This is a genomic window from Permianibacter aggregans (assembly GCF_009756665.1).
Taxonomy (GTDB): Bacteria; Pseudomonadota; Gammaproteobacteria; order Enterobacterales; family Permianibacteraceae; genus Permianibacter; species Permianibacter aggregans.
On sequence record NZ_CP037953.1, the window covers coordinates 263,570 to 289,089 of the forward strand.

The 25,520-nt window shown below is 53.9% G+C and carries 21 protein-coding genes; 10 read left to right on the forward strand and 11 right to left on the reverse strand.

Annotated elements, in window-relative coordinates; translation table 11 throughout:
- Positions 1-5 precede the first annotated feature (5 nt).
- The 3 genes from E2H98_RS01240 to E2H98_RS01250 all read right to left on the reverse strand — a co-directional run bounded on the left by E2H98_RS01240 (position 6) and on the right by E2H98_RS01250 (position 5,241).
- Positions 6-845 carry an EamA family transporter gene (locus tag E2H98_RS01240; protein ID WP_133589859.1) on the reverse strand — a complete coding sequence of 280 codons (840 nt, stop codon included), beginning with the start codon at positions 843-845 and terminating at the stop codon, positions 6-8.
- Between the two features lie 72 nt (positions 846-917).
- Positions 918-4,055, reverse strand: a complete 3,138-nt coding sequence (locus E2H98_RS01245; protein WP_133589861.1) for an efflux RND transporter permease subunit — start codon at positions 4,053-4,055, stop codon at positions 918-920.
- A 16-nt stretch (positions 4,056-4,071) separates the two neighbouring features.
- Positions 4,072-5,241 (reverse strand): efflux RND transporter periplasmic adaptor subunit, encoded by a 1,170-nt coding sequence (locus E2H98_RS01250; protein WP_133589862.1) that lies wholly within the window; start codon positions 5,239-5,241, stop codon positions 4,072-4,074.
- A 126-nt stretch (positions 5,242-5,367) separates the two neighbouring features.
- Between E2H98_RS01250 and E2H98_RS01255 the strand changes: the two genes are divergently transcribed.
- On the forward strand, positions 5,368-5,985 hold the full coding sequence (locus E2H98_RS01255; RefSeq protein ID WP_162848165.1) for a TetR family transcriptional regulator: 618 nt from the start codon (positions 5,368-5,370) through the stop codon (positions 5,983-5,985).
- 17 nt (positions 5,986-6,002) lie between these two features.
- Here the strand turns inward: E2H98_RS01255 and E2H98_RS01260 are convergent, their stop codons facing one another.
- Both E2H98_RS01260 and E2H98_RS01265 read right to left on the reverse strand, forming a co-directional pair.
- A complete protein-coding gene (locus E2H98_RS01260; protein WP_133589866.1) occupies positions 6,003-7,220 on the reverse strand; it encodes a Bcr/CflA family multidrug efflux MFS transporter in 1,218 nt (405 codons plus the stop codon).
- A 133-nt stretch (positions 7,221-7,353) separates the two neighbouring features.
- On the reverse strand, positions 7,354-10,323 hold the full coding sequence (locus E2H98_RS01265; RefSeq protein WP_162848166.1) for a ligand-binding sensor domain-containing diguanylate cyclase: 2,970 nt from the start codon (positions 10,321-10,323) through the stop codon (positions 7,354-7,356).
- Positions 10,324-10,606: 283 nt separating this feature from the next.
- Between E2H98_RS01265 and E2H98_RS01270 the strand changes: the two genes are divergently transcribed.
- Positions 10,607-12,364, forward strand: coding sequence for a choice-of-anchor I family protein (locus E2H98_RS01270; RefSeq protein WP_133589870.1), 1,758 nt, complete (start codon positions 10,607-10,609; stop codon positions 12,362-12,364).
- 42 nt (positions 12,365-12,406) lie between these two features.
- Here the strand turns inward: E2H98_RS01270 and E2H98_RS01275 are convergent, their stop codons facing one another.
- Positions 12,407-12,631: a hypothetical protein gene (locus tag E2H98_RS01275; protein WP_133589872.1), complete on the reverse strand. Its 225-nt coding sequence runs from the start codon at positions 12,629-12,631 to the stop codon at positions 12,407-12,409.
- 211 nt (positions 12,632-12,842) lie between these two features.
- Here E2H98_RS01275 and E2H98_RS01280 point away from each other — a divergent pair, with 211 nt between their 5' ends.
- Both E2H98_RS01280 and E2H98_RS01285 read left to right on the forward strand, forming a co-directional pair.
- Positions 12,843-14,546: a cation:proton antiporter domain-containing protein gene (locus E2H98_RS01280; RefSeq protein WP_133589874.1), complete on the forward strand. Its 1,704-nt coding sequence runs from the start codon at positions 12,843-12,845 to the stop codon at positions 14,544-14,546.
- The gene (locus E2H98_RS01285; RefSeq protein WP_133589876.1) at positions 14,543-15,340 is read left to right on the forward strand and encodes an endonuclease/exonuclease/phosphatase family protein; all 798 of its coding nucleotides are present in this window, start codon (positions 14,543-14,545) and stop codon (positions 15,338-15,340) included. The genes E2H98_RS01280 and E2H98_RS01285 overlap by 4 nt, the downstream gene beginning before the upstream one ends.
- Positions 15,341-15,373: 33 nt before the next feature.
- On the opposite strand, the gene lepB is transcribed toward E2H98_RS01285, so the two are convergent.
- The gene (gene lepB, locus E2H98_RS01290; RefSeq protein ID WP_133589878.1) at positions 15,374-16,024 is read right to left on the reverse strand and encodes a signal peptidase I; all 651 of its coding nucleotides are present in this window, start codon (positions 16,022-16,024) and stop codon (positions 15,374-15,376) included.
- 112 nt (positions 16,025-16,136) lie between these two features.
- Complete coding sequence (locus tag E2H98_RS01295) at positions 16,137-16,730, reverse strand: DUF938 domain-containing protein (RefSeq protein WP_133589880.1); 594 nt, start codon at positions 16,728-16,730, stop codon at positions 16,137-16,139.
- 127 nt (positions 16,731-16,857) lie between these two features.
- On the opposite strand from E2H98_RS01295, the gene E2H98_RS01300 reads away from it, so the two are divergent.
- From E2H98_RS01300 to E2H98_RS01310, 3 genes are read left to right on the forward strand one after another with little or no spacing between them, the layout of a single operon-like run.
- On the forward strand, positions 16,858-18,687 hold the full coding sequence (locus E2H98_RS01300) for an adenylate/guanylate cyclase domain-containing protein (protein WP_133589882.1): 1,830 nt from the start codon (positions 16,858-16,860) through the stop codon (positions 18,685-18,687).
- Positions 18,684-19,166: an SH3 domain-containing protein gene (locus tag E2H98_RS01305; protein ID WP_133589884.1), complete on the forward strand. Its 483-nt coding sequence runs from the start codon at positions 18,684-18,686 to the stop codon at positions 19,164-19,166. The genes E2H98_RS01300 and E2H98_RS01305 overlap by 4 nt, the downstream gene beginning before the upstream one ends.
- A gap of 1 nt (position 19,167) precedes the next feature.
- Positions 19,168-20,037, forward strand: coding sequence for a M48 family metalloprotease (locus tag E2H98_RS01310; protein ID WP_157591201.1), 870 nt, complete (start codon positions 19,168-19,170; stop codon positions 20,035-20,037).
- Between the two features lie 70 nt (positions 20,038-20,107).
- Here E2H98_RS01310 and E2H98_RS01315 read toward each other — a convergent pair whose 3' ends face one another.
- A complete protein-coding gene (locus tag E2H98_RS01315; protein WP_133589888.1) occupies positions 20,108-21,259 on the reverse strand; it encodes an EAL domain-containing protein in 1,152 nt (383 codons plus the stop codon).
- 196 nt (positions 21,260-21,455) lie between these two features.
- Between E2H98_RS01315 and E2H98_RS01320 the strand changes: the two genes are divergently transcribed.
- Together E2H98_RS01320 and E2H98_RS01325 are read left to right on the forward strand one after the other, a co-directional pair.
- Positions 21,456-21,794 (forward strand): cupin domain-containing protein, encoded by a 339-nt coding sequence (locus tag E2H98_RS01320; RefSeq protein WP_133589890.1) that lies wholly within the window; start codon positions 21,456-21,458, stop codon positions 21,792-21,794.
- 149 nt (positions 21,795-21,943) lie between these two features.
- Positions 21,944-22,144 carry a tautomerase family protein gene (locus tag E2H98_RS01325; RefSeq protein ID WP_133589892.1) on the forward strand — a complete coding sequence of 67 codons (201 nt, stop codon included), beginning with the start codon at positions 21,944-21,946 and terminating at the stop codon, positions 22,142-22,144.
- Here E2H98_RS01325 and E2H98_RS01330 read toward each other — a convergent pair.
- Complete coding sequence (locus tag E2H98_RS01330) at positions 22,101-22,586, reverse strand: VOC family protein (protein WP_198325203.1); 486 nt, start codon at positions 22,584-22,586, stop codon at positions 22,101-22,103. The genes E2H98_RS01325 and E2H98_RS01330 overlap by 44 nt on opposite strands.
- Before the next feature lie 340 nt (positions 22,587-22,926).
- Here E2H98_RS01330 and E2H98_RS01335 point away from each other — a divergent pair, with 340 nt between their 5' ends.
- Positions 22,927-24,417, forward strand: coding sequence for an endonuclease/exonuclease/phosphatase family protein (locus tag E2H98_RS01335; RefSeq protein WP_133589894.1), 1,491 nt, complete (start codon positions 22,927-22,929; stop codon positions 24,415-24,417).
- A gap of 58 nt (positions 24,418-24,475) precedes the next feature.
- Here E2H98_RS01335 and E2H98_RS01340 read toward each other — a convergent pair whose 3' ends face one another.
- A complete protein-coding gene (locus E2H98_RS01340) occupies positions 24,476-25,450 on the reverse strand; it encodes a TRADD-N-associated membrane domain-containing protein (protein ID WP_133589896.1) in 975 nt (324 codons plus the stop codon).
- Between the last annotated feature and the right edge of the window lie 70 nt (positions 25,451-25,520).

The window sequence follows — 25,520 nt, forward strand, 5'->3', positions numbered from 1 at the left end:
CTCATTCAGGTTTTGCCAAAACGGACCACACCGTAACTGGCCGACATGACCAAAAATACGGCGGCCCATTGGGTCAGGGTCAATTGTTCGGAAAGCATCAGCCAGCCAATCACCGAAGCCACCGCCGGTTCAAGGCTCATCAAGATGCCGAACTGCCGCGTCGGCATTCGCCGCAGCGCTTCGATTTCCAAGGTATACGGCACCACCGAGGACAAGAACGCCACGCCAATGGCGAACAAGATGCCGAAACCATACTCGACATTCTGCAGCACTGGCACCGTCGACAAAGGTGTCATCAACAGCGCGCCGACAATCATCGACAAGGTCAATCCCTGCGCGCCCGGCAAGGCGCCACCAATGCGTTGTCCGAGCAGAATATAAGCAGCCCAACAGGCACCGGCAATGACCGCGAAGATCAGCCCGACGCTATCAAGCGCACCGGATAGAGGATTCAGAAGAATGATGCCGCCGGCGGCTAAGGCTACCCAGAGTAAATCCAGCGGTCGGCGACTCTGCCAGAGGGCAACGCCGAGTGGGCCAAAAAATTCGATGGTAACGGTCAAACCGAGCGGCAAACGTTCCAGCGCCAGGTAATAGAAGGCATTCATGCCGACCAGCACGGCGCCAAACACGACAATGATTTTCCACCGGCCCTGACGCCAGAGGTTCAAACCTGGGCGCACCAGCAGCCAGAGAATAATGGCGGCGAACAGCACACGTAGATACACGGTGCCGATTGCACCAAATTGCGAGAACAGCGACTTGGCCAGCGCCGCGCCGGCCTGGACACTGACAATGGCGACCAGAATCAGAATTGTTGCGGGAAAGCGTTCAAGCGCGCGCACGACTGCCTCGGGAATGAAATCGGCGGGTTAACCCCGCCGTTTTCGCTAGTTTACTGCTTAGTGAGTCCGTTGTCAGATGTTGCCTGTGGGTGATGACGTCGCTTCACCCGCCGGTTCCGCTTGCTTTCGCTTGAAACCATCAGTAATCAACCGATAGAACAGCGGCACAAAGAAAACCGCCAGGAAGGTGGCCGCCAACATGCCGCCGGTGACACCAGTGCCGACTGCATGCCGGGCCGCGGCGCCTGCGCCACTGCTCAAGGTCAGCGGCAGCACGCCGAGAATGAATGCCAACGAGGTCATCAGAATCGGCCGGAAACGCAGTCTCGCCGCTTCCAGTGCCGCATCCACCGTGCTCATGCCCAGCTCTTTTTTCTGCGAAGCAAACTCAACGATCAGAATGGCGTTTTTCGCGGCCAGACCAAGCAAGGTCACGAGACCAATCTGGAAATAAATATCGTTGTTCATGTCACGCAGCCAAACCGCCATCAACGCGCCGAAAGTACCAAATGGCAGCGCCAACAATACCGACAGCGGTAATGACCACTTTTCATATTGCGCGGCCAAAATCAGGAACACCATGACCACGGCCAACGCAAGCGCCAAACCACTGGTACCTGAGGACTTTTTCTCCTGGAACGAGGCGCCGCTCCAGTCAAAGGAAAATCCGGGCGGCAGTGTTTCGGCCATGATCGCTTCGACTCGGGCAATCGCTTCACCGGAACTGACACCGGGCGCACCGCCACCGAAAATCTTCACGGCCGGCAAATTGTTGAACCGATCTTGCGTGTCCGGACCCGAGGTGTAACGCACCTGGGCAAACGCCGCCAGCGGAATCATCTGGCCGTGTGTCGAACGCACGTAAATATTGCCAATGTCGTTGGGACGACGACGATAATCCGGGTGCGCCGACATCAACACCTGCCAGGTGCGGCCGTATTTGTTGAAGTCATTGACGTAATAGCTGCCGAGACTTGCCGACAAGGCGTTGAACGCCTCGTCCACCGAAACACCAAGCACTTTCGCTTTTTCGCGATCCATATCCACAAACAACTGTGGTGTGCTGGCGCGCCACAGCGTCGACACGTTGGCGAGCATGGGATCTTGATTGGCTTTTGCGATAAACGCTTGCGTTACCGCCTCCAGTTGCTTGGCGCCACCTTCACCGCGGTTCTGAATGTAGAGCTCGAAACCACCGGCCGTACCCAGACCGAAAATTGGCGGAGGATTGAACGCCAACACCAACGCCTCTTTGATGTGCGCAGTTTTCATGAACACTTCGCCGACCAGAGCCGTCGTTGGCACGTCCCGCTCATCCCAATGCTTTTGCGTGACGAAAATGGTCGCCGCGTTATTCTTGTAACCACCACCGAGAAAATCAAAACCGGTGAACGCGACCACATTTTCGTTGGCCGGGTTTGACTGGATCTGTTTAACCACTTCGTTGACGACCGAGTCGGTGCGCGTCAGCGTGGCGCCATCCGGCAAAATCACCGCCGCGATATAGAAACCCTGATCTTCATCGGGCACCAACGCTCCCGGTGTGATTTTCCATAGACTGGCGGTAATCACGACCATCCCCAGAAACAAACCAATACCGAGGCCAGCACGTTTCAACAAGAACCGCACGCCATCGGTGTAGCGATGGGTAAAGCGTTCGAACCAGTCGTTGAACCACTGGAAAAACTTGCCGGGATTCTTATGCTCGTGCTTCAGAATCAGTACACACAATGCAGGCGTCAAGGTCAGCGCAACAATGCCTGAGATGGCCACCGAGATCGAAATAGTGATCGAGAACTGACGATACAACTCACCAGCCAAGCCACCAAGAAATGCAATCGGCACGAATACCGAAGTCAGCACCAGCACAATCGCGATCACTGGACCCGTGACTTCTTTCATTGCCCGAATCGCCGCTTCGCGTGCTGACAATTTGTCTTCGTCCATGTGCCGTTCGACGTTTTCCAGCACGACGATGGCGTCATCCACAACGATACCAATGGCCAGCACCATACCGAACAGCGTCAGCGTGTTGATCGAATAACCGAGCATGTGCAGCCCGGCAAACGTACCGATCAACGAAACCGGCACGGCCAGTGTCGGAATCAATGTCGCGCGCCAGTTTTGCAGAAACAGATAGACGACCAAGAACACCAGCACCATCGCTTCGAGCAGCGTTTTGCCGACTTCGCGGATAGACACTTCGACGAAACGGGTGGTGTCGTACGGCACGCTGTAGGTAAAGCCGTCGGGGAATGAGCGCGCCAGCTCGGCAACCGTGGCATTGACTTCATCAGCGACCGACAGCGCGTTGGCACCCGGTTGCAGAAAAATACCGACCAGCGTTGCCGACTTGCCGTTGATGCGACCAATAAATTCGTAATCCTTGGAGCCGAGTTCAACGGTCGCGACATCCTTCAGTCGCAGCACCGAACCATCGGCGTTGGCTCGCACAATGATTTGCTCAAACTGGTTGACATCGCTCAAACGACCTTGGGTGGTGATGGTATAAACCAGTGATTGATCATTCTGAATCGGCGGCTGGCCGATTTTGCCCGGCGCAAACTGCGAGTTTTGTTCGCCGATCGCACGCGCGACATCGGCCGTCGTCAATTGCAAACGGGCCAGCACGTCCGGCTTTATCCAGATGCGCATCGCGTAGTCCTTGGCACCGAAGATCTGAACACCCGTTGTGCCAGGAATGCGTTTCAGCCGATCGAGCACATTCAACGTGACATAGTTGCTGGTGTACAAGTCATCAAAGCGATCGTTCGGCGAATAAAAGGCCAACACCTGCAGGAACGATGAGGAGCCCTTCTCCACCGTTACGCCTTGGCGACGCACTTCGTTCGGCAGTTTCGCTTCCGCCTGTTTGACCCGGTTGTTGACGTTCAATGCTGCCTGATCGACATCGGTGCCGATATCAAACGTCACCTGAATCTGCACCACGCCGTTCGAGGCTGAAGTCGAACTCATGTAGAGCATGTCTTCGACACCGTTGATCTGATTCTCAATCGGTGCCGCAACGGTTTGTTCCAATACTTCGGCGGACGCACCAGGGTAAATCGCAGTAACGGTGACGACCGGTGGCGCAATTTCCGGGTACTGCGCAATGGGCAACACGCGGATCGCGGCCAAACCGGCGATCACAAAAAACAGCGACAGTACCGTCGCAAAAATCGGCCGATCAATGAAAAATCGGGAGAACATTGCAATGCTCCGTTAATCAGGTCGCAGGTTTGGCAATCGACACCGGCGCACCCGGCTGGATTTTGATCAGATTATCGAGGATCAGTTGATCGCCGGCTTGCAGGCCGGAATCGATAATCCAGCGTTGTTCGTTATTGGCACTCGGCTCGGTATACCAATCACCGGCCGTGATCTGACGCATCGCCGCGACCGGATTGCCATTGGCATCTTTTTCGACAATGTAAACGAACTTGCCTTGCGGACCTTCCAGAACCGATTTCTGCGGTACCGAAATTGCCTCGCTACGATAAGCACCGTTCAACACGACGCGCACAAATTGACCGGCAATCAAACGTCGCTCCGGATTCGGGACTTTGGCCCGCATCAGCACGGTACCGGCGTTTTCGGTGACCGAGACATCGGTGTAATTCAGCTCGCCGGTTTGCGCCAGCAATTGACCATTGGCCAGGCGAATCTGCACTTCGCCCTTCTCACCTTTTTCCGACTTGATCCGGCCTTCGGCAATCGCTTCACGATGACGCAGCAATTCGGTTTCGGAGACATTGAAATAGACATACATCGGATCGATTTGCACAATCGTCGTCAGCACATCGTTGAGTGCTTCGACCAACGCGCCTTCATGTTTTTGGGTCAGCGAAATCACACCATCAATCGGCGCCTTGACTTCGGTGTAACCAAGATTCAGTTCCGCTTCGTTGACCGACGCTTCTGCCGCTTGCATGGCCGCCTGCGCGGCTTGCAATGTCGATTGCGCCGTGTCGAGATCGCGCTGGCTGACCAGCTTGCTTTCACGCAAGGCATCAACGCGTTTGAATTCGCGCTCAGCTTGCATCAAGCGGGCATGCGCTTCAGCTTTCTGGGCGTTCGCGGAAGCCAGGGCAATCCGGAATGGTTTCTGATCGAGGACAAAAAGCACCTGGCCTTTCTTGACCTGCTGACCCTCCTCGAAACGGCGGGTTTGCAGAATGCCGCCGACCTGGGCACGCACCTGCACCTCGCGGTAAGCATGGCTTTCGGCGACGTATTCACGGTTGATTGGAATATCTTTGGCCACCAGCATTTCGGTGTTGACTTCGGGTGGCGGAAAACCGCCCATGCCGCCATTTTCAGCGCCGTCGCTGCTGCAGCCAGCCAGCAGAACCAGCGCCAAAGCCGACGCAGGAATCAGATTCTTATTGGTACCCATACTCAAGATCTCGGGATTGAGGTGTGCAAATTGGACGCGCCTTGAAGCAGCGCGGAAAGCAGTTTACATACATGCATGTATGTTTGTAAACTACCGACGTCACTATTCACCAAGGTTGACCCCGCCATGGTCAGACGTACCAAAGCCGAAGCCTTAGCCACCCGCGATCAGCTGTTGGATGCCGCTGAGCAAATCTTTTCTCAGAACGGCGTCGCCAATACCTCGCTGCAGGAAATCGCCCAACACGCCGGTGTTACCCGCGGCGCGTTTTATTGGCACTTCAAGGACAAGGCCGAACTGATTGGCGCGCTGATGGAGCGCGTGATGATGCCGCTCGATGAATTGCAGGAACAGGCGAAAGCGGATAACCCCGACGACCTGGTCCTACAGATCCGCAACGACATCATCATCATGTTGCAACGAATTACCACCGACGCGCATTTGAAAGCGGTGGTCAGCATTCTGCTGTTGAAATGTGAATACACCGAAGCTGTCGATGATATCCGTCAACGCTTTTTGCGCAGTCGCGAAGAATGCGCTGAAGACCTGGAAACGCGTATCGGACAAGCCATCACACTCGGTCAGTTACCGAAAGCGGTAAATCCGAAATTGACCGTCATCGCACTGTTCAGTCTGGTCGACGGCCTGCTGTTCAATTGGTTGATCGATCCGGAAGCATTCGATTTGCATCAGAACGCCGAAGCCTTGATCAAACCGTTTTTTGACGGATTATTGCACGCCTGAGCGCAAGACCGCTGCGCTCAGAGTGATGAGGCCATTCGTTCCACGGTCCAGCGATACACCAGCAATGCCAGCACACCACAGACGGCCATCAACATCAGCATGGGTCGTGGTGATGCGCTGCTGAACAGACTCATCGTCGCGCCGGTCAATGTCGCCACCGTGAATTGCAATGCGCCCATCAGGGCCGAGGCACTACCCGCCACTTTCATTTGATTGTGCATCGCCAGCGCGACACCGTTTGGCCCAATCAAACCGAGACTGGCGATAAACAAAAACAAGCCAATCAACAAACCGGTCAGATTCAACCATCCCAACAATTCCAATATCACCAGCGAGACGCCGGTGAGGCACGGCAGCCACATCATCCGGTCGAGCAGAAAACTCAAACGAAAACGCTTCAGCAATTGCACATTGATTTGGCTGGCCAGAATCAAACCGCCGGCATTGGCGCCAAAAATATAAGCATATTGCTGCGCGGATAATTGAAATCCTTCGATAAACACAAACGCCGAACCGGTGATGTAGGCAAACATGCCGGCCCAGGCCAAACCATTGCTCAACGTGTAGCCGACAAAATCGGCCTGGCCCATCAAATGTCGATAGTTGCGAAAAATCACCGCTACGCGAGTCGCCAAGGGATTGCGCGTAACGAGTGTTTCTTCAATGGCGAAAAACACCAGCAAAAACATCAGTGCGCCGTAGCCGGCCAGCACGGCAAAAATCCAGCGCCAATTGGCCAGCGCCAGCACCCAGCCGCCTATCAACGGGGCCAGAATCGGTGCAACGCCCATGACCAACATCAATAAAGAAAATGCTCTTGCCGCCTGCTGGGTATCACAGCGATCGCGGACAATGGCGCGGGTGATGACCATGCCGGCAGCGCCGCCAAGCGCCTGAACAAAACGCCAGAAGACCAGCATCATGACATCGTTGGTCAGTGTGCACATCAACGACGCCAGTACATAAATCGCCAAACCGATCAGCAATGGCGGTTTGCGGCCATGGCGATCACTGGCCGGGCCGTAAATCAACTGACCAAGCGCCAGACCAATGAAATAACTGGCCAAGGTCAATTGCACTTGATCGCTGCCGGTTTGCAGATCAGTGCCGATTACCGGCAACGCCGGCAAATACATGTCGATGGTCAATGGCCCGAGTGCGACAACGGCACCAAGCAAGGCGATCCAGCCCTGCATCCGGGCTGGCACAGAAAAGGAAGGGGCTTTATCAGACAAAGAAATGAATCCACTGCTTGTTAGGGCAGCAGCATAACCGATCGCCAGCTTTGATTAAAAAGCGATTTTTCGAATAACTTGTGCAGGCTCGTGCTAGCGAAGCCCTTCGCGAAAACAGGGAGATTCGATAGCGCTACAAGACCTCGGTAATCAGGCGCAGCTTGAAACGGTCGACCAGGCGCAAATAATCCTGAATATTTTGCAAGCCGACTAAATCGTTCGGCTCGAACAAATCGCCTGCTTCGATACCAATCCAGCGATCCCGCCCACGGCTCTTGGCAATATACAACGCCGCATCGGCAATGGTGACAATCTGCTCCCAGTTCAGCGCATCGAGATCTTCACTCCAGAACGGATAATGGGCAAATCCAAGTGAACAGGTTACGTTCAATTTCTGATCGCCGCCAATCCAGATGGGTTGACCGGAAACGGCGCGTAACAAACGCTCCGGTAAATGCATGGAATGATGATGATTGGCGCAGCGGCCAACAACCATGAATTCCTCACCGCCCCAGCGCACCGCGTAATCGGAGTCGCGAATCACACCGCTGATACGCTTGCCCACTTCGGCCAACACCAAGTCGCCAACGGCATGACCGTAACGATCATTGATTTGTTTGAAATGATCGATATCGAGCATGACAAACACAATGTCACGGTTGTCCGGATCAATCTGACGGATATGAGCGCGACGCGACAGCGCGACATCGTGCGGCACCCGCTCCACGACGTAACGACGATTGCCGAGTTGGGTCAGCGGATCGGTGCTGCTGGCTTTTTGCAGCTGCTCATTGACCAGCGTTAACTCGCGGGTGCGTTGTTCAACCAGATGCTCCAGTCGTTGCTTGTTGGCCTGCAACAGGCGATAACGCCAAACAAACAACGCAACGAAAAGCGAAATCGCCGCCAGCACCAGCAAGGCTCGGAACCACCAAGTCTGGTAGTAATATGGCGCCAACTTGATCATCAGCGTCGCATTGTTCTGAGCACTGACACCGTCATCGGTCTGAGCGCGCACTTCAAAAGTGTAGTTATCCGGTGGCAGTGAGTGAAAGTACGCGGTGTTACGGGTACCGGCATCAATCCAGCTCTTGTCGTTGTCGGAAATGCGGTACTGATACTGGGTGAACATCGGCTCACGATAACTCGTGGCGACATAATCAATCTCGATATTGTGGGCACCGGCCGGCAACTCTGCCTTGTTACCAGCAACACGCTGTTGCACGCCATCAACGGTAAAGCGCACGTTGGTGATATGCAGCTTTGGTGGAAATGGCACTGCGCTCAAACGCGACGGATCGATCATGACAATGCCGTCAATCGTTGGGCAGTACAGTCTGCCCTTGTCATCGACCAAACCCGCTTGCAGATGACCGCCGTTACATTCCGCTCGATCGGTGCGATTCGATGCGCCATACACCATGCTGCTCAAACGTTGACGCTGATTCGAATCCATCTCAGCGAATTGATTGAACTCGACAAAGAAAATGCCGCGATGGCTGGTCAGCCACAATTTGTCACCAATGCTGTTGATGTAGAAAACGGTGTTGGAATGGAGGCCGCTGACCGTGTTGTACATCGTCCACTGATTTTGGCGGAAGCGAAACAATCCCGAGTTCTGAGTGCCGACCCAAAGTGTTCCGGTCGGGTCGACATACATGGCCGATATGAATTCACTACCGAGTGGTAAATCGCTGGCAATTTTGGTGAACGCACCATTCTGCCATTGAAACAAACCGGAAGACGTACCAACCCAGAGCCGTTTGTCTTTGTCGACGATCATTCCGCGCACAGTGATCGGAGGAATACCGGCGAATGCGCTGGGCAAATACAGCTTGCCATCCTGTATCCGGTACAAACCATTGCGCGCACCGATCCACAATGCTTCATCGGTTTCCACCAAGCTGTAGAGCTTTTCGTTTTCCAGCGGCTTCAACAATTCCTGATGCACCCGTTTGCCTTGTTGGAATGCGGCAAGCCCCTGCGCCGTGCCGACCCAGAACGTGCCGTCGCGAGTTTTCAGTGCCGCCAAGGCATTCGGATGCGGCAATTGCTCCGGCGAGTAACGCAGAGCAAAACGATCACCGATTTGCTGATACACACCGTTCTGACTTTGCGCGAAAATCGTGCCGCTTTGGTCTTGATACAGCCCCCAGATCAACGGTTCGGCGATGCCCTCCTCGTCACCGATTCGCGTCAGATAACCATTCCAGTAACGTGCGACCCCTTCTGTCGTGGAGCCGACCCACAGATTGCCTTCGTGATCTTCAAACAAACTGCGGGCCCAGCGATCATTCATCCGCTGCACTTCATCGCCGAGTCGAGCATAACGAAGTCGGAACCAGCCAACATCCGATGCCACCCAAAGATTGTCGTCACGGTCATGCCACACCGCTTCAATCAGGCGTGAACGCAGAGCCGGATGCGCAATTGGCTGGCTCAATTTTCCATCACGCCAATGCCAAAGTCCGCGTTCCGTGCCAAGCCAGGCATAGCCCTGTTTGTCATTGTAAAAATGGGTCAGCGGCGCCTGCAGTTCGGCCAGCGTCGACAATCGACCATCATCGGCATAACGCCATAACGCCGTGCCGGCGCTGAACGCCAGCTCGCCATCGATCAAGCCGACCCGTTGCGTTGCGCGCTGAAAAATCCAGTTCGGGTTACCGATGTTGGCCAGATCAAACTGCACCAGGCCGTTGTCGGTGGCGGCGTAAACATGGTCTTTGAAAGACAGCAATTGGTGCACGACCCCGGTGCTGGCCAACGGCAATACCTGCTCCACTTTGTGATCTGAAAAGCGGGAAATACCACCACGTGTTGCGATCCAGACCGAGCCATCATCCAGGGCGAGCAAACTGTTGACGTAGTTGTTGGAAAGCCCCGAATCATTCTCCGCATTGAACACGCGAAATTCACGGCCATCGAAGCGCGCCAGACCGACTTGCGTGCCAAGCCAGATGAAGTGGTCCCGATCTTGGGTAATGGCCAATACCGTCACCTGTGGCAGGCCTTCCGGGGTACTCCATTGATCCTGACGGTACTGGTGCAGCGCCTTACCGGGGTCCAGCGCCCAGACCAACTGAGATATCAACAACGCTGCCAAAACCATCCATATTTTGCTTAGATTTGAGGTGTCGACCAGCACGTTATTGTGATTTTCCAAGTGGGCACATAACTCAAGTGTAGTCACGATCAGCAAAACGCCAAGTTATTCCTGTTCCGCTTAAAAATAGCCTTCCGTCAGCATCATCCGATATGACAGCGAGACTTCCGTTCGATGACACGAGGAAGCCAACGTCATCGCGGCGACACGGAACCGCCACAAATCTGCAACACGCGCTCCCTAGCATGGCTCCGCTTATCAAAAGGTAACGGAGTTCCTGACAATGAAGATTCCCGGCTTTGGTGGTGTCTTGATAATTACGGTAGCCGCCATGCTACTGACTGGTTGTGCCGATGATGGCCGCGATGGCGTCGATGGCAGCAATGGTCAAAATGGTGCGGATGGTGCGGATGGTGCGGATGGTGCAAACGGCGCCAATGGTAACGACGGTCGCAATGCACGCAACGGCCGCCTGCATCAAATCGGCCGTTACGAATCGGGCATTTTTGAAGATGGCGGCGCCGAAATCGTCGCTTACGATGCCGGCACCATGCGTCTGTTCGTCGTCAACGCCAGTGACAACAGCATCGATGTGCTGGACATCACCAATCCAAGCCAGCCGGAAAAACTCAACACCATCGACGTTGCGGCTCAGGATTCCGCGAGCTTCACTTCCGGTGGCGCCAACAGCGTCGCAGTCAAAAACGGCATATTGGCCGTCGCTGTCGAAGCCGATGTCAAACAGGACAATGGCCGCGTTTATTTCTATAACACCGATACGCTCGCCTTCATTCACGGTGTCACCGTCGGCGCCCTGCCCGATATGGTGACCTTTACTCCCGACGGTCTTCGCGTGCTGAGTGCCAACGAAGCTGAACCCAGCAATGACTATCAGCTTGACCCGGAGGGTTCGGTCTCGATCATCAATATCGGCGCCGGTGTTGCCAGTGCCACCGTTACCCACGCCAGCTTCACGGCCTTCAATGGTGATGCCGCGACACTGAAAGCTTCTGGTGTTCGTCTGTTCGGGCCAAACGCCAGCGTTGCTCAGGATCTGGAGCCGGAATACATTGCCGTCTCCTCAGACTCCAGCAAAGCCTACGTGACATTGCAGGAAAACAATGCGCTGGCCATCGTTGATATTGGCACGGCCACGGTCACCGACATCAAAGCCTTGAGCTTCAAAAATCACAACATTCCCGGTATGGGCCTCGACGCCAATCGCAACGACAAATATCCGAATATCGAAAACCTGAAGATATACGGCATGTACATGCCGGATGCGATCGCCTCTTACTCTTTCAATGGCAAAACCTATCTGGTTACTGCCAATGAAGGTGATGGCCGCGAATATATTTACGATGCCGATAGCGCGACCTGCACTGGTGCTGGCCATACCGATTTGGGCGACGGCGAATGCCTGGCGTTTGCCGATGAAACCGCACTTGAGGATTTGACACTGGATAGCAGCAAATTCAGTGCGGATGAAATCGCGCTGTTGCAGGATGGTGGCGGCATTGGCGATCTGACCGTCTCTCGTGTCGATGGCGATGCGGACAATAATGGCCAGCACGAAAAAATTTATGCTTATGGTGCGCGGTCGTTCTCGATTTGGAGTGCAACTGGCTCGCTGATTTATGACTCCGGCGATCAAGTCGAGCAGATCATTGCCGATACCTCACCGTTATTCTTCAACTTGAACAACACCGGCAATGGCACCGACAACCGTAGTGACAACAAAGGCCCGGAACCAGAAGGCGTCGCGATTGGTGAAGTCAACGGTCGCACTTATGCGTTTGTCGGTCTGGAACGTCAGGGCGGCATCATGGTGTTTGATATCAGCAATCCGTTCGCACCGGGTTTCGTCGAGTACGTCAGCAATCGTGATTTATCGGTGACACCGGCTGAAGGTGCAGCGGCCGGCGATCTGGGACCGGAGGGTTTGTTGTTCGTACCGGCGAGTGACAGCCCGAATGACAAAGCATTGTTGATTGTCGGCAATGAAATCAGCGGCACGACCACGATCTACGAAGTTGAGTAATGCTGAAGCAAGGGCGAATGATGTTCGCCCTTTTTTTTTCTCTCAGCGACGTCTGCCGCCACCCCAGAGAAATAACACGCTACCGACCACAATGGCACCGACGCCGGCCCACACCGGCACGTTGACGGTTTCTTTCTCGGCAATAGAAAACTCTATCGGCCCCAGCTTGGCATCATGACGATCCGATGTATAAGTAAAGCCACCGTAAGCCAATGCCAATGCACCGGCGACAATCAGTAAAATGCCAATCAGTTTGACCCCTTTCATCCATTGTTCTCCTTTCCGGTTTATGTTGTTTGGCAACCATTCAGATGGCCTGCGCGACCGGCGACAGGCCGCAGCGCCTGATACAAACATAGTTGCAGCGCCCGATAAGACAAGTTTCAACGCAGCACGCTCCAAAAAATTGCCCGGTCAAACACTTTGCTTCTAGAATGTATTGGTCTGCTCTCCACCACGCCTGAACAGCCGGAAAACGATGGACCACACCCTGATCACCACAATCGCCATGAGCTTTTTGTTCGCGTTTGCTGCCGGATTGCTGGCCGCCCGACTGGGCTTGCCGCCATTGGTTGGCTACCTGCTGGCCGGTGTTGGTATCGGGCCCTACACACCGGGTTTCGTCGCGGATCTGAAGTTAGCCGCGCAGTTGTCAGAAATCGGCGTCATCCTGTTGATGTTTGGTGTCGGTCTTCACTTTTCCTTTCGCGATCTGATGAAACTGCGCGGCATCGCGATGACCGGTGCACTACTGCAAATCATCGCGGCCACCGTCATGGGTGCGCTGTTCGCGCTCTGGTGGGGTTGGTCGCTGGCATCCAGTTTGATGCTGGGCTTTTCGCTGTCGGTAGCCAGCACCGTGGTGTTGCTGAAATCCCTGGAAGAACATCATCTACTCGAAACCACGCAAGGACGCATCGCTGTCGGCTGGCTGGTCGTCGAAGATCTGGTCATGGTCCTGGCACTGGTAATGATTCCGGCGCTGGCCGTGTTGATGGAAACTCATGAGCAATGGTGGCTGGCCAATGACTTCTGGATTTCGTTGTTTGAAGTCACCATCAAAATAGTGCTGTTCATCGTTGTCATGCTGCTGGCCGGCACGCGATTGATCCCGTGGATTCTGCATCTGGTGGTGAAAACCGACTCAAGAGAATTGTTTACCTTGGCAGTCATTGCCATGGCGCTTGGCATCGCCTATGGTGCCGCCAGCTTGTTTGGTGTGTCGTTTGCACTGGGCGCTTTTCTCGCTGGTGTCGTGATCAATGGCTCGCATATCAGCCATCGCGCCGCGTCCAACGCACTGCCATTTCAGGATGCGTTTGCGGTACTGTTTTTTGTCTCGGTCGGCATGTTGTTCGACCCAACCATTCTGCTGAAAATGCCTTGGCATGTACTGGCCGTCGTCGCTGTGATCATGATTGGTAAATCGATCGCCGCGTTCGCCATCATGCTGCTATTTCGCTACCCACTGGTCGCGGCGTTAACCGTAGCGGCCAGCCTCGCGCAGATTGGTGAGTTTTCCTTTATTCTGGCGGCGCTCGGCAATCGACTTGGATTACTGTCCAACGAGGCGCAGAGTTTGATCATGGCTGGCGCCATCGTATCGATAACGTTGAACCCGATTGCGTTCCGGATGATTCCGCTACTGGCGAGAATGTTTGAGAATCGCCCAGGCTTCCTTAATAATCATCAACCCGAAAGCACCGAATCCAGCGCGCAGCACACTGAAGGACATTCGGAACAGCTCAACGCCCATGTGGTGTTGGTCGGCTACGGGCGAGTCGGCAAAAAAATCGGCTTACAACTCGATCAATATCAAATACCTCATGCTGTTGTCGAAAACAATCGACAAGCCTGCGACGCTTTGCGAAAAGCCGGTAAATCGGTCATCTTCGGCGATGCATCAATGCATGGCATTCTCGAGCATACCCATCTGCGTCACGCCAAGGTGCTGGTCATTACCTCGCCAGAGCGTTTTCAAACACGACGCATCATTGAACTGGCCAGAAAACTGAATCCACACATCGACATCATTGTTCGCACCCATTACGAAGAAGAGCTGGATTATCTGCAGTCCATTGGCATCAACGCACCGGTCATGGCGGAACATGAGTTGGCTGATACCATCAGCAAACATGTTTTGGAACGATTCGCTGACGTCAGAAGCGCCACACCACCATGACCGAACTTGCCGTCATGAGTTTCAACATTCGCTACGGTGAGGCACCTGATGCTGAAAACGCCTGGTCATTCCGTAAAGATGCTGTTATTGCCATGCTGGCAGAGCACCGCCCTGCTCTCCTCGGTTTGCAAGAAGCAATGGGCTATCAGATCGATACCATCCGCAATGCATTTCCGCAGTATGGCTTCATCGGTCGCGGTCATCTGACAGGAAACTATTCGGAAGAGCATGCCGCGATACTCTTCGATCAACAGGTACTGAGCCCGCTGCAACACGATACCTTCTGGTATGCCGATACGCCGGAAATACCCGGTTCAAAAAGCTGGGGGAATAAAATTCCTCGAACCTGTAGTTGGGCACAGTTTCTCTGGATGAAAACGGAGCAGACTTTCCGTGTTTACAACTCTCACTGGGATCACGAACAGGAAGCGCTACGGGAGAAAAGCGCCCAGCAATTGCTACAGCAAATCTCGCGGCAGGCAACAACGAAAGATCCCGTGATTGTGCTCGGTGATTTCAATTGCGGAGAATCGGCATCAGCTTTCCGTCAGTTACTAACCAGTACCGAACTGACGCTACAAGACAGTTATCGCCTTCTCCACCCGAACGCCACGGATGTCGGTAGCTTTCATCAGTTCACAGGCGCTCGAGCTGGTGAAAAAATTGACGCGATACTCGTTTCCCCACACTGGCAAGTCAAAGCGGCGGAAATTATCAGCAGTAAATTTTCACAACGTTACCCCTCTGACCATTTTCCGGTCACCGCTACCTTATCGCTAATTCAAAGCCTTTAAAAATGGCCTTGATTGAGTATCAGCTACACGCACTCAAAGCCTGGCGCCAAATCGCTCGGTTCTTGGCAGGAAATAGTTTTTCGGATCCAGTGACAACACCACATGAGTGGAACGCCCGACGATTTCCTTTCTCGGTACAAAACCAATCACCCGTGAATCGGCGCTATTGTCACGATTGTCGCCAAGCACCAGGTAGTGGCCGGCAGGAACCGTCACCGCCGGAAAGCTGGACCAAGGCCTTTCCGCGTTGGCCACCGCGATACGATGAGAGATGCCAGTCATTTCAATGCGTCGTAGATCACCATAGGTGGCGGTTTCGAGATACATCGCCGCTTGCTTTTGACCATTGATGAACAATTCGTTGTTCAGCAATGCCACCCGATCTCCCGGCAAGCCAATCACACGTTTCACCAGTCGCTTTTCAGAAACCGCCGAATCAAATATCACGATATCGCCGCGCGCCGGGTCAGCCAGTTTCAGCAGAGAAATATGAGTGAAAGGAACGCGTATGTCGTAGGCCATCTTGTTGACGAAAACTCGATCACCTTCCAGAATCGTCGGCTTCATCGAGCCGGTCGGCACATCATTCCAGTCGGCAAATGAACTGCGAAATACCAGCATCAGCACAACAAACACGATAAAGCCTTTGTGTTGACGCCATTGACGCCTCGTCCAGTTTTTCATATTGATTCCTTGGAGTTTAACCATGACTGCTTTTCGGCACGCGGTTCAGCGAATTGGTTCCGGTTGGCACGGTAACAAGGTTTTTCAGCGAGGCATTCGCGATCCCTCAGACTTACTGGCGCCGCCAAACCAGAATCCGGTTGTTGGCTGGCATCGGATGGTCGGCAACAAAGCATATGCCGTGTTGGTTTGCCAGCTGATTCAGATCGGAAAAATCGCGAATGCCGCTTTCGGGATCACGTGCGCGCAGCATCGCGTCAAACTGGCGGTTGCTGTCGCTGGTGTATTGACCATCAAAATTGAATGGCCCATACAGACAGAAATGGCCTCCCGGTTTCAGCACCTGGCTGACGCCCGTGAAGCAACGTTGCACTTCCGGCCAGCTCATGATGTGGGCTGTATTGGCGGAGAACACGCCATCAAATTGCTGTTTGGGCCATTCGCCGTTGACATCCAAGGTTATCGCTGCTGGCTGGTTTGTCAGGCCCGCCTCTGTTCGCCAGGCCTCAATGCCAGGTTGATGAACCGCGACATCCGATGCCTGCCAGATCAGATGCGGCAGCTGGCCGGCAAAATAGGCCGCATGCTGTCCGGTGCCACTGCCAACCTCCAACACTCGATGGCAATCGGCGAAATACTCGCGAATCACCGCCAATATTGGCGCCTTGTTGTTCTCACAGGCTTGGGAAAACGGTTTTTCCTGCATACGCTTACCTCCATTCAGAGCCATCTAGCCTAAAGCATTCTGCCCCGCCGATCTGCAGGCGATTGGCGTCGCCGCCAATTTCACCTAGGATGAATGATGCGGGTCGTCATATTGGTTGTTACGGACCATGAGTTCGCCGAAAAAACCTGTCACAACAATAAAAATCGGTTGGGCATTCGCTGGCTGTCTGCTGCTGTTATTGGCTGCCAGCCATTTGCCATTGATGCATCGGCTGGATTTTTTCTGGCTGGATACGCTGACGCATTGGCGGGCCATGCAGCGCGAGCCGCCAAGTGACATTGTATTAATAGATATCGACACCTATAGCATCGAAGCGATGGCGCCGGAAGTCGGTGCTTGGCCTTGGCCTCGTGCCACCCATGCCTATCTACTGGAATGGCTCAATGAGCAAGGCGCCAAAGCGATTGTGTTCGACATCTGGTTCAGCGAGGCCTCGCTTTACCTGAAAGAAATGGACAGCTATTTCGCGGAAGTCCTGGCCAACCACGACAACATCTATATGCCAACACTGCTGTACAGCGGTGAAGCTCATAACGTGAAAAATCTGGCCGAGCGTTCGCGCTTTCACCCGTTCATCGAACCGACCGCGCGAGCCGACAACAACGCCAAAGCCGATGTGCTTTGGCCGGCACTCGGGCAACCGGAACACTGGCGGCTCGGGCTGATCAATTTTCTTTCAGAGCCGGATGGTATCGGCCGTCAATATCATGTTCATATCGAAAAGAATGGTTGGCGGTTTTTCAGTTTGCCGGCCATCGTTGCCAGAGATTTTGCTTATCCACTGCCGGAGCACTCACCGATTCGGCTGGATTGGTTTGGCAAACGGCCACCGATTCAAACCCTTTCCTATCACGATGTGTTTCAGCAGGTTAAAAGTGGTGCGGCGAACTCAACATTGAAAGACAAATTCGTTTTCATTGGTTCCACCGCCACCGGCAATCACGATCTGAAGCCGACAGCGCTGGATTCGCAATACCCAGCGGTCTATATGCTGATCACGGCGTTCGATAATTTGCGCAGCGGAGAGCAACTGCACTGGTCGCCATGGTATGCCGTGTGGGCTGGCTTGCCGGCACTGCTGCTAATGTGGCTCGTGGTCGTTGCCGAGTTGAGTTATTGGCGTGTCGTCGCTGCCGCATTGGTGATGACGGCCGCACTGGTTGTCGCCAGTTTTCTTGGCATTCATCAGGCTGTGCTGATTCCGATCATCAGTCCATTGCTGGTTGTCATCGTGTTTCTCTTTGCTTGCGCCGTTTTGCGCTACTTGCAAGCGCGCGATGAACGCAAAAGCACCGTGGAATTGTTTGGCCGCTTTCTCGATAAGAACGTCGTTCAGCAATTGATCGATTCCGGACTGACCGAAACCAGCCAACTCGCCCAGGAACGCGTGATCACCGTGCTGTTCTCTGATATCCGCGGCTTTACCACGCTGTCCGAACAGCACAATGCGGCAACAATCATGCGGCTGTTGAACCAGTATTTCACAACACAGGTTGATGTGATCTTCAAACATCAGGGTACGCTCGACAAATTTATCGGCGACGCCATCATGGCGTTCTGGGGCGCACCACTCGACGATGCCAAACACGCCGAGCATGCCATTCAGGCCGCCATGGACATGTCTGATGCACTCGACGCTTTCTGTCGGGAACAGCAATTAACCGGCTTCGATATCGGCATTGGCATACACACCGGCCCTGCGGTGATCGGCATGCTCGGTGCCCAGCAGCGAATGGACTATACGGCCATCGGCGACACGGTCAATCTGGCCAGCCGTCTGGAAGGTTTGACCAAAGGCGTTGCCCGAATTCTGGTATCTGAGGCCACGCGTGCCAGTTGCCCCGAGGCCTTTGACTTCGTGCCGCACGGGGAATATAAAGTCAAAGGACGCAGTGAAGCCGTCAGGGTGTTTGAACCACGGAGTACGCACCGATGAAATCGACAAAAATAACACTGACACTGATTTTATTGCTTGCTGTGCCGTGCTCGTTCGCAGCACCAAGTCAATCCGGACAACTGGTTACCGATGCTGAACTGAAATCACAACCCGAGCCAAAAGCGCCAACTCTGTTGGCACTGAAACAAGGACAAACGCTGGCAATCAAGGAACGACGTGGTGGCTGGTATGCCGCTGATGTCGATACTACCGGCGGCTGGGTGCGCATGCTGCATGTGCGGATGATTGGCGATATCGAGTCCCATGCTTCCAGCTCAGCAAAAAGTCTGACTCAAGTCAGGCGTGGTGATTCAACGATTGCCACAGGCATACGCGGGCTTTCCGAACAACAACTGAAACAGGCCAAGGAAAATCTGCCGGAACTGAAGCGTCTGGATCGCTGGTCGGCCAATGACAAAGAGGCCGCGCAATTTGCCAAAGAAGGCCGGCTGCCGGCCGCAAAGAAAGGAGGCAAATAATATGCGCGCTCGTCTGATGTTGTTGCTGGGTTGCACACTGTTGCTCGATGGCTGTGGTGGACTCAAAGGTGTCCGCGTTGGCAATTACAATCTTGATCCGCTTCTCTCGGCTGGTCAGAAGGTAGCTGATGCGCAAGAGGTTTCAGAGCCAGCAGAAATCGATATCGGTATGCATATGGCCGCAACCTTGGTTGGTGCCGCACCGCTGGACAACGATGAAACGGCTCAGCGCTACCTCAATCGTATCGGTCGGCTGTTGACGCTGCATTCTTCGCGTCCGCAACTGCCGTGGAAGTTCGGTATTCTCCGTGACGATAATATCAATGCTTTTGCCGCACCGGGCGGTTATGTCTTTGTCACCCGCGGCATGCTCGCACAGCTCGAATCGGAAGCGGAACTCGCCGGTGTATTGGCGCACGAGATTGCACACGTCGAACAAAAGCATCATCTGAAAGCGATACAGAAGGACAATCTGACGGGTGCCGCGGCGGATATTCTCGGCGCGGTAAGCGATCATCAAATCAGCAAATCCGGTGGTCGATATAGCGGCCTGAAAAAAGACGCTGTTGACAAAGTGGTCGGTGCTTCGCGTGTGCTTTATGCCCGCGGATTGGACCGTGACGATGAACACGCTGCGGATACCAGTGCCATCGCACTGATGAGTGCCGCCGGCTACGACCCTTGGGCGTTTGTTGCCGTGTTGCAAAAATTGGAAGCGCGCCAGAGCGGCGATTCCGGCATGGCGCTGCTGCTGAAAACCCATCCAAACCCGACGGCGCGTATCGCCTCCGTCAGCCGCCAGCCTCAGCTCGCCGCATTGGATGGTCAAGGTCAGACGCTAGCCGAACGCTTTCGCCTGCACATCAAGTAGCGCGGAAACCTTCATCAACACTTTTGGCGGTGCCGACTTTTTAGATAAACCGCTTCCGGGATAAATTGCGTCAGAGATAAGCCGACAGCGGCGCCGGTTTGGCAATGATATAGCCCTGAATGTATTGGCATTCAAGCGCTTGCAAGACATCGATTGCTTCCTGTGTCTCAATGCCTTCGGCGATGATTTCCAGCGACAGTTTTTTCGACAGCGCAATAATCGCTTCAACGATATGTCGACTGCGCTGATCGGTCATCATCTTGCGAATAAAGCTTTGATCGATTTTCAGCGTATCGATATCAAACTCGTGCAAATAGGAAAGGCTGGAATAGCCGGTGCCGAAATCATCGAGCGCCACACGAACACCCAAGGCCTTGCATTGTTTAATCCAACGTTTCGCTGCTTCGCCGTCGGTCAGTGCCGATTCGGTGATTTCCAGTTTGACCCGCTGCGGATTGATGCCGGTCTCCGATAATGCCAACGACAGATGATCAAAAAATTCCGGATCACGGAATTGCATCGTCGATACATTGATGGAAATAAACGCCCCACTATGCGCTACACCAGCTTTGTTCGACTGCTGCTCCAACAGCTGTGCAATACGGCAGGCTTCGTGAACGATCCAGCGGCCCAACGGCACCATCAAACCGGAATCTTCTGCGAGTTGAATAAACAAATCCGGCCGAACCAATCCCTTCTCTGGATGTTGCCAACGCACCAGCGCTTCAAAACCGGCAATTTTTCTCGTGTAGATATCAGCGATTGGCTGCAGATAGATTTGCATCTCACCGGCGCCGAGGCCAGCCCGCAGTTCGTTTTCCAGCTTGATGCGGATAAGGCCGGCATCGGACGACACCAGCGCATCACGAGGCGGTAGTTCCGGGTGTAATTGCTGGCGCAGCCGATTAAGCAGTACGGTCAGCAATAAATGCATGACCGGGTCGGCACTGGCCAGCCGTGAAACCAATTGATCGCGTTCAATGACGGTCAGGCGGACATCGGTTTTCGCGATGGCCGTTGCCGAGCGAGGACCGGCATCGAGCATTGCCATCTCGCCAAGAATTTCCCCGGCCCGTACGCAGCCAATGACCCGCTCCACGCCCGAAACATTGGCCAGGATGACCACCTCGCCGACTTCGACCACATAGGCACAATCGGCATCATCGCCATCCCTGAACAGCGTTTCCCCTTTTGCCAGGGCTTTTGACTGCAGCGCTGCCATACCCCACTCCTTGGTTACAACGAGGTAATCATTGCGAACTTCGTCACAGTATAGGCCGGTAAAGCCATCACCGCACAAGGGGAATTTTGGATGGCCAGTTTGAGTGGCGGTTAACGGTCGACTCGCTGGGTCTTGCTGCTACGTTCAACCAGATCGATATACTTTGTCGATAACCGTCGTTGAGGAAAGGTGCGCCATGCTGGCCAAAATCAATATTCGAGAACAACTTGCCGGTATCGATGAGTACTGGTCGCAGAAAATCATCGGCAACGCCAATGGTCAATTGTTCAAGCTAGCCAAGGGTATAGGCTCCACACGCTGGCATCAACACGACGACCAGGACGAGCTGTTCATCGTCTACAGCGGCAAACTGATCATCGAGCTGCGTGAGCAAACGATAACGCTGAATCCGGAAGAAATGTTCATCGTGCCAAAAGGCGTTGAGCACTGCCCAAGGGCCGAACCGGAAGCCGAATTCCTGATTGTTGGTTTGGCCATCACCTCAAATGCCGCCGGCGGCAAGCCCGAATACTGAACTGCCCGCCAGCGGAAAATGCGTTAAATCGCCACGCGAGACACCTCCAGTGCTAAAAATCTATTCAGATTTTCTTAAGCCAGCTGTATACGCCCACCGGTTTGACTAGACTGCAGCCCAAGATTCTCTCGATCACTCAGGAGCGATTTATGCCGTACGTCAATTTGCAGATCACTCGTGGCGCCAGTCGCGAACAAAAAGCGCAACTGGTCAAGGACATTACCGACTCGCTGGTCCGAAACCTCGGCAAAAAACCCGAGCACACACATATCGTGATTCAGGAAATTGCAGAGGAAAACTGGGGGTTCAGTGGCTTACTGACTGACGACTGGAAAAAACGCCAGCAATAACCAAGCAGCTACCGCACAAAACAGCGCCAACTTCTTCCGGAACAGCACCACCTTCAACTGTCGGCAACTCAACCAGAGCAAATTCGTTCTCATACAGGTCGAGGAAATGCGCAAACACCGCGCCTCCCTCTTTCACGGGCGACACATTGAACTGCTCGCCTCGCGAGCTCAGGTTCTGGTAGTCACGCTGAAGATCATTGGTATAGAACACAGCAACAGGTTGGCCAGCGGTCTGATTGCCAATGCGTTGCCGATCTGCTCGCCCTTCTGCCTGCATCAGCCAGATACCCACATCCAGCTGTGACGGCAAGCGAACATGCACATAGCGCCGCTCACCCACCTTCATATCAACAAACTTTTCAAAGCCAGGTTTGCCGCAGTAGAAATCCAAGGCTTCCTGATAATCGCGAACGAGGATAACCAAGCGACTGAGCGTCTCCATGATGATTCCTTTCCAATGGTTCCGTTGTGAATTGGAATGCTAAGCGACTCGCCATCAAAAATAAATGAAGAATGCATTCAGTGCCCACTGTTCATACCTGTTCAGTGGCGTGCGGATTGATTCGTTTGCGCGGACGTTGTCGCCCACGCTTTTGACTCATTTATTCGCTAACAGAAGAAAAAGTCACAATTCATTTCGTTGAAGCGTACTCAGAGAAAAACAACCTCCAATGACTGGCGCAACATAGATCACACGGTCCTGAAGTCGTCGCATTACTGACATGTTCCGATCGTAATTTATCGCTCGCTGTTTTCTTTCACGAACTCACGCGAGGATACTCATGAAATTTCGATACGTGCTGGCGGTCACCGCCATCTATGCTCACTCAGCGGCGCTGCACGCCAGTACATTGGATCTTGACGTGCTCAGCTTCAATGTTTGGCATTCCGACACCACCAGCAATGCTACCCGCGACAATATCATCAGCGCCATTCGCGCCAGTGGTGCGACGATTGTCGGACTTCAGGAACTGAATAGTCGCAATCATGGCGAATATTTGCGGAGCAAGCTGGGCGCCGAATGGCATTTGCATCACACCAGCGATCTCGCTTATCTGAGTCGCTTTCGTATCATTGATACCAGCACCGATGGTCGTGGTGCGAAACTGGAAATTGCCCCCGGACATGAGCTCTGGCTCTTCAATGCGCATTTGTCTCACGCGCCATATGGCCCTTATCAATTGGCGGGAATTTCCTATTACGGTGGACCGTTGCGTGATCCCAATCGTCCGGAAGATATTCAGGCAGTCATTGCCGACCAATCCGCTCGCGCTGCCGAAGCGCGCCAATACGTGACAAGCATGTCGAATGCTGGCGCACTGGCAACTGACAGCGTATTGGTCGGTGATTTCAATGAGCCTTCTCATCTCGACTGGACCGTGCGCGCCAAACAAATTGGTTTGAAGCGAGCGGCAGTAGCATGGCCCAGCTCAGCCATCTTTGCCAACGCTGGATTGAAGGATGCCTACCGCACGGTTTTTGCCGATGAAACCTCGCGATTGGGCTCAACCTGGTCGCCTCATTACGGACCAAATTATCGTGAATCACACTACCCGGCCGGCATATACGAGCCGCAAGATCGAATCGATCTAATTTACTTTCGTGGCGAACGACTGCAAGCCATCAACGCCGGCATGCTTGGTCCGGTCGGCGACAATGAAGCGGATATCAGCAGCGGTATTGGTACCGGCTATTCCCTGGCGGGACAGCATCCTTCCGATCATCGTGCCGTATTCGCTACCCTGCGTTACAGCGGACTCGATCACACGCGTTTGACGTTTGCCGGCCTTGCCCACAACCCTGGCAACAGCAATGCGCTCAACGCCGGTTATGGGGACACGACACTAACGACACCGCATATCACCGTTCGTTTCCAAGGCAGTGGCGGCGCCTTTTGGGACAGTTACGACAGCCGCCGCGATGGCATCGGAAAAGACAGCAACTGGCATGGTGGCGTTGCCCAACTTCAGGGCGGTGGTAGCGGCCGTTATCATGAATTGGTGCTGACGCCAACCGCAGGCCACGGCGTGCGCGTTGAAAGCTTTCGTTTGCTGGATTACATGAATTGGTCCAGCGGCCACTACGTCAATTGGTCGCTGCGCACAGCGAGTGGCTCGATATTAGCTTCCGGTCTTGCTGAGGTACCGGCCAATGGTGTCGCCAATATCACAACTGGTGTCAGCAACAAAGTAATGGAAAATGTCATTCTGCGTTTTGAACACCTCAGTGGCGACAATACTGATTTGGCCGTGGATGATATCGTGTTCCGATAAACCCGCTTCTTCTGGACCAATCCCCCTGCAAGTCAGAATCATTTCTGACTTGCAGTCTTCATGATTTCGGCAGCAAAGATCGCATTCCTTTAACCCCCACTACTGGCGGACGCTCCGGCTCGATGGTTTGGCTTAGCACCTTGTCGATGATTGCACGCTTGGCCTCATCGGCCTGCTCTTGCTGCATCGTTGATGCCATGCGAAAGCACAAAATTGAAGTGTGGCTGTGGATTTGCCGATTATAAAAATAGGTCAATTGCGCCGTGGTACTGCGATAGACCCAGAGAAACAAAGCAGAAATGAACTCGATAATTGCGGCGCCACTCAAAATCAGAATTTGAAAATCTTCTGTTGGCCGACTCAGGCCAATTCTTTCCACCGGAGCGATATACATCGCGATGCCGATTAACAACAGCAGAAATCCAAGCCACATCGCCAGCACCGAGTTGAAAAAACTTTTCTTGGTCTGGCTTAAACCAACAGCGTAATAAGCATCGAGCTGGGCACGACTGTATTTCAATAACGGCAACAAACCTGCCGTGTCTGTCTGTTCCAATCGGGCGAGTGCATCTTCTTCGGTTTCGCGCACGGATTTTTGCGCCTCCTCAATCACCTTCTCCTCGACAGAGAGTGACAGGTCGGCGATAAAGTGAGCAAAGGCATTGGCCAGCATCGCTGCCCAAATCGGTATCGCATAAAGAAAAACAAAGCCAAAAAAAGCCGGAATCCAATGCCACCAAAGCTCATTGGCCCAGGCCCAAATCTGGGGCGGCAACAGGTACCAGCAAACATAGGCAAAAGGCAGCACCGCAATATAGGCGAGCAGCACCATACTCCAGCCGATGATCAATACATTTGGATAGCGGGCAACCAAGGTTGCCAGCATCGACGCGAGACGGCTTTGCTTTCCTGCTGTTTCCTTGGGCGTTTTGCCGGTCGCAGGGTCCGGCTGCTTTTCGGCTTGCTTTTCGGTTTGTTTGACGCTCTGCTGAGCGTCACTACCGACGTCCAATAGCGTTGGTTCTTTGCCCATGACTGACTCCCAGTATCACCTTGCGCAAAGCTGAAACCCGCTTTGGTTGGGATACAACGCCATGACCAAG